General features: G+C 64.4%; 4 protein-coding genes and 1 pseudogene. All 5 read right to left on the bottom strand.

Annotation, left to right across the window (positions count from 1 at the left end):
• A pseudogene (locus RMN95_RS08365) lies at positions 1-290 on the bottom strand (phosphate ABC transporter, permease protein PstA); the annotation flags it as partial.
• The gene (pstC, locus tag RMN95_RS08360; RefSeq protein WP_309616475.1) at positions 290-1,231 is read right to left on the bottom strand and encodes a phosphate ABC transporter permease subunit PstC; all 942 of its coding nucleotides are present in this window, start codon (positions 1,229-1,231) and stop codon (positions 290-292) included. The gene pstC and the pseudogene RMN95_RS08365, both read right to left, overlap by 1 nt.
• Before the next feature lie 123 nt (positions 1,232-1,354).
• Entirely contained in the window at positions 1,355-2,464 is a 1,110-nt protein-coding gene (gene pstS / locus RMN95_RS08355; protein WP_309616474.1) for a phosphate ABC transporter substrate-binding protein PstS, read from the bottom strand.
• Positions 2,465-2,620: 156 nt separating this feature from the next.
• Positions 2,621-3,562, bottom strand: a complete 942-nt coding sequence (locus tag RMN95_RS08350) for an NUDIX domain-containing protein (protein ID WP_309616473.1) — start codon at positions 3,560-3,562, stop codon at positions 2,621-2,623.
• On the bottom strand, positions 3,559-5,604 hold a 2,046-nt coding region (locus RMN95_RS08345), incomplete at its 5' end, for an RNA degradosome polyphosphate kinase (protein ID WP_309616472.1). The genes RMN95_RS08350 and RMN95_RS08345, both read right to left, overlap by 4 nt.

Raw genomic sequence — 5,604 nt, 5'->3', positions numbered from 1 at the left:
AGCGCGATCATGAACGCACTGATCACCAGCGCGGTCACGAGCCGGTCTTTGGCCTGCCGGATGCCCTCCACCAGTAGTGCGAAGACGAAGATGAGCACAATGAACAGGATTGTTCCGAGGAACAGCGCCGCGCCGATGTTGAGTTCGGCGCCGGAACTCGCCGCGACCAGTGCGAAGACGATGATCATAGTCGCCCAGCTTGCGCCGAGGATCACCCACGTTGCCCACCGGGGCAGGCGCCCGGCCGTCAACGAGTTGACGATGCCGGTGGTCTCGGTCACGGTGGTCATCAGTTTGCTCCCGAGAATGCCTTACGGCGGTTGATGACGACGCGGGCGATCGAGTTGATGACGAGGGTGATGACGAACAGCACCATACCCGTCGCGATGAGGGCGTTGACGTTGACGCCATTGGCTTCGGGGAAGTTAAGTGCGATGTTGCCAGCGATGGTGGAAGGATTTTGCGAACCGGTGAGCACGAAACTGATGACCAGCGCGGGCGAGAGCACCATCGCCACCACCATCGTCTCGCCGAGGGCGCGGCCGAGGCCGAGCATTGCGGCCGAGATCATGCCGGGGCGACCGAACGGGATCACCGCCATCTGGATCATCTCCCAGCGGGTGGCGCCGAGCGCGAGCGCAGCCTCCTCGTGCAGTCGGGGTGTCTGTAGGAAGACTTCACGCGTCACCGCCGTGATGATCGGGATGATCATGACGGCCAGCACGATGGCGACGGTCAGGATGGTGCGGCCCGTGCCCGAGACATCCCCCGCAAAAAAAGGAAGCCAGCCGAGGTTTTCGACCAGCCAGCCGTACAGGGGAGTGACGGCCGGGGCGAGCACTTTGATGCCCCAGAGGCCGAAGACTACTGACGGCACAGCGGCCAGCAGATCGATGATGTAGCCGAGGCCCTGCGCGATGCGGCGGGGGGCGTAGTGCGAGATGAAGAGCGCGATTCCGATGGAGATCGGCAGGGCCATCAGGAGGGCGAGCACGGCGGCCCAGACGGTGCCGAACGCGAGCGGCCCGACATAGGCCCAGAAGCTGGAGGGGGCACCTTTGAGTTCGGCCGGGTCGGCCACCAGGGCCGGGATGCTCTCGGCGATCAGAAAGACAGCGACTGAGGCGAGGGCGGCGAGGATGAGGCTGCCGGCGACGATGGTGCTGCCGGCGAAGATTCGGTCTGCGGGGCGGAGCGTTGATCCCGGCTTACGCGGCGAGGCTGTCGTCATTCCTGTCTTCCTGCGAGACCGTGCGGGGCGTGGGGGCGATGCGGGTGCTGCTCAAGTCTGTCGGGCTGGGGCATCAGGTGCAATCCGCACGTGTGCCCCAGCCCGACAGGTCTTACAGAGGTGTTACTTGATGCTCTCGAGCGCGGTCGCGATCTTGGCCGACAGTTCGGTCGACAGCGGGGCGGCGCCGGCAGAAGCGGCTGCTTCGGCCTGACCCTCCTCGCTGGTCATGTACTGCACGTACGCCTTGACGGCCGGGGCCACCTTGGCGTCAGCGAACTCGGTGCAGGTAACGATGTAGCTCACCAGGACGAGCGGGTAGTGTGTCGGGTCTGTCGTCTTGCGGTCGAGCTTGATCACGAGGTCGGTGGCACTGGCGGTGTCACCGGCGGGAGAGGAGTCAACAACCGCTGCCGCTGCCTCCGGGCTGTAGTTGACGAATTTATCGCCGACCTTGATGGCCGCGACGCCGAGCTTGCCGGCCTTCGACGCGTCTGCATAGCCGATGGTGTTGGTGCCGTTGGTGACGGCATCGACGACACCGGAGGTGCCCTGTGCCGCCTCACCGGTCTGGTAGGGGAACGGGTCAGCGGCGGGAGCATCCCAGACCTCCGGGGCGACCTTGTTGAGGTAATCCGTGAAGTTCTTCGTGGTACCCGAATCGTCCGAGCGGTGCACGGCGGTGATCGGAGCCGACGGTAGCTTCGCATCGGCGTTCAGCGCCGCGATGGCCGGGTCGTTCCAGGTCGTGATAGTGCCCTTGAAGATGCCGGCGAGAGTCGCAGCATCGAGGTTGAGCTTGTCGACCCCCTCGACGTTGAAGATCACGGCGATCGGGGAGATGTAGTTGGGCACCTGGATGTAGCCGGTGTCAGGCGCGCACGCCTTGAAGCCGGCGGCGATCTCTTCTGGCTTGAGGGATGAGTCGGTGCCGGCAAAGCTGACGCCGCCGGAGAGGAACGCCTCGCGGCCCGCACCCGAACCGGAAGGGTCGTAGTTGATGGTGACGTCGGGGTTCGCGGTCTGGAACTTGGCGATCCACGCCTCCTGTGCCGAACCCTGCGCCGAGGAGCCGGCGCCATCGATCGTGCCGGCGAGGGTACTCGCTGTTGCGGTGGGGTCTGTCGGCGCGCTGGATTCGTTTGCGGCGCACGATGAAAGAAGGATGGTGCCTGCGATTGCGACGGCGCCGATGGTGGTGAGGCGCTTGTACCGGGTGAGTACAGAGTTCAAGGTTGTGTCCCTTTCAGGATATTTCGCTGGGATTACAGGGTGTGGGCCGGTGCGACCCAAGGGAAAACCTTATGCACGGCCGTTGACCACGTTCGACACCTGAGGTGAACGGGAGGTTAATGCTTAACAAACACGCGCTTACCAAACACGCGCTCGTCAGGCTGGAGTGTGAGTTTCGACCGCGACAATCCCCGCGCTCGGATTCGTGCGGGAAAAGTGCAGGATCGTGAACTCGCCCGTGTCGAGTGACGAGGCCGCGCGAAGCGCGTCATCCATCCCGGTTCCGGCCTGGATGGCGAACTGCGAGATCAGCCGGGGAAGCACGGGCCCGTGGCTGCACAGCACCGTCGTTACTCGCTTCTTCAGGCGGCGCGACACCACCCTGGGCAGGTCGGCGACGCCGCTCTCGAAGCTATCCTGGCTAATCCCCTCGCTCGCCTTGACCTCGAGTCCGGTCAGCGCGGCCAGTGGCGCGACCGTCGCGAGGCACCGCGCCGCCGTGCTGCTGATGATCTTCTCGGGCGCGAACGCGGCGATGCCCCTGGCGATGCCGACCGCCTGGTCGCTACCGCGATGCATCAGCGGCCTCGTGGAATCCGGGCCATCCCAGGTCGACGGCGGCACGGCCGTGCCGTGGCGCACGGCGATGATCGCGAAGGTGCGGGCGCTGTCCGACTCCAGCAGCGCCTCAAAGCGATCAAGCACATCGAGGTCGTGGGGGTAGGTCAGTTTCTTGCGGGCCCTCGCCACGGGCATCCATTCGAGAGCCGCGATCTCGTCATTGGAGATGAATTTCGACAGCTCCAGTGCGTGGTCGTCAACCTCGGCCGACCAGTAGTGCACGACTTTCTCCCGACCGCCCGGCAGCGGGTAGTCGACAGTTCCGAGCGGCGGCCCTAGTGTCACGCCAAGACCGGTCTCCTCCCGGATCTCGCGCACCGCCGTCTCGGGCAGCGTCTCGCCGGGGTCGACCTTGCCTTTCGGTAGCGAGAAATCTGTGTGGCTGGCCCGGTACACGACCAGCACCCTGGCCTTGCCATCCACGAGGCGCCAGCAGACAGCGCCCGCCGCGAGGACGGGTGGCAGCGCCGCGATCACCGGTTTCCGCCGCGTCTGCGCTGGGAGACCTGCTTGATCAGAACGTCCTGCATGTCGGCGAGGCGGCTGCCATCGGGCGCGAGGTGATGCCGCGTCCATGCGCCGTCAGCCTCCAACCACCACGACGCCGTCTCGTCGGATAACGCGAGAGTAAATAGCTGGTCGAGTTCGGCGAGGTGGTCTGACCGGGTGATGCGCACGAGAGCCTCCACCCGGCGGTCGAGGTTGCGGTGCATCATGTCTGCGCTGCCGATGAAGACCTGTGGGTCGCCGTTATTGGTGAACGAGAAGATGCGGGCATGCTCGAGGTAGCGCCCCAGTACCGAGCGTACGGTGATGTTCTCGCTCAGCCCTGGCACCCCCGGCCTGATGGAGCAGATGCCGCGTACGACCAGATCGACGGGAACACCGGCATTGCTGGCGCGGTAGAGCGCATCGATGATCGCCTCATCGACGATCGAGTTGAGTTTGATCCGGATGCCGGACTCACGCCCCGCCCGAGCATTCTGGGTCTCGACCTGGATGCTCTTGAGCAGCCCCTTCCGCAGGTGCAGCGGGGCCACGAGCAGCCTTTTGAACTTCTTCTCGATGGCGTATCCGGATAATTCGTTGAAGAGCCGGGTCAGGTCTTTACCGACGGTGGCGCTGGCGGTGAGCAAACCGAGATCCTCATAGATCCGGCTCGTTTTGGGGTTGTAGTTGCCGGTGCCGATGTGGCTGTAGGTGCGCAGCACACCGTGCTCCTGGCGCACGACGAGCGCGAGTTTGCAGTGGGTTTTCAGGCCGACCAGGCCGTAGACCACGTGCACGCCCGCTTTCTCAAGCTTGCGCGCCCAGTTGATGTTTGCCGTTTCGTCGAAGCGTGCCTTGATCTCCACCAGCGCCAGCACGGCCTTGCCCGCCTCAGCGGCCGCGATGAGCGCCTCGACGATCGGGCTGTCGCCGCTCGTGCGGTACAGGGTCTGCTTGATGGCGAGCACGTTCGGGTCAGTCGCGGCCTGCTCCAGGAATGCCTGAACGCTGGTCGAAAACGACTCGTAGGGGTGATGAAGCAAGATGTCCTGTTTGGCAATCGACGAGAAAATGTCCGGCGAGGCGTTCGGCTCGCTCGTCAGCAGCGCCACGCTCGTGGTCGGCACGTGGCGGGGGTACTTGAGTTTCGGCGCGTCGATCTTGGTGAGCTGGAACAACCCGCCGAGGTCGAGCGGAGCCGGAAGCCGGTAGACCTCCTGCTCGGTGATGTCGAGCTCGCTCATCAGCAGTCCGAGGGTCAGGTCGTCCATGTCATCGGTGATCTCGAGCCGGATGGGAGGACCGAAGCGTCGGTTCAGGATCTGTTTCTCGAGCGCCTTGAGTAGGTTCTCCGTCTCGTCCTCGTCGACTTCGACGTCTTCGTTGCGGGTCACCCGGAACTCGTGATGCTCGAGGATTTCCATTCCGGGGAAAAGGTCTCCGAGGTGGTTCGAGATGAGATCTTCGAGCGGGATGAACCTCAACAGGCCGCTCTTATCATCCGGAAGCTGCACGAAGCGCGGCAGATTTTGCGGCACCTTGAGGCGCGCAAACTCCTCTTTGCCCGTCTTGGGGCTGCGCACCCGGATCGACAGGTTCAGCGACAGCCCAGAAATATAGGGAAACGGATGCGCCGGGTCGACCGCCAGCGGCATCAGCACGGGGAAGATCTGTGTGGAGAAGATTTCGCGGGTGCGGATGCGGTCAGCCTCGCCGAGGTCGGCCCAGGTCTCGATGTGGATGTCGGCCGCGTCGAGCTCGGGTTTCACGATGGCGCGGAAGGCCAACGCGTGGCGCTCCTGCAGCTCGTGCGCCCTGGCGATGACCATGTCGAGAACCTCGACGGGCGTGCGGCCGACGTTGGTCGGCACCGCCAATCCGGTCAGGATGCGGCGTTTGAGGCCGGCGACGCGCACCATGAAGAACTCGTCAAGATTGCTGGCGAAGATGGCCAGGAAGTTCGCGCGTTCCAGCAGTGGCAGGGCTGAGTCTTCGGCAAGCTCCAGCACCCGCTGGTTGAAGGCCAGCCA

Source organism: Salinibacterium sp. (genome assembly GCF_031364185.1).
Taxonomy (GTDB): Bacteria; Actinomycetota; Actinomycetes; order Actinomycetales; family Microbacteriaceae; genus Rhodoglobus.
Note: the sequence above shows the minus strand (reverse complement) of the source record. Positions and strands in the feature narration are given on the sequence as shown.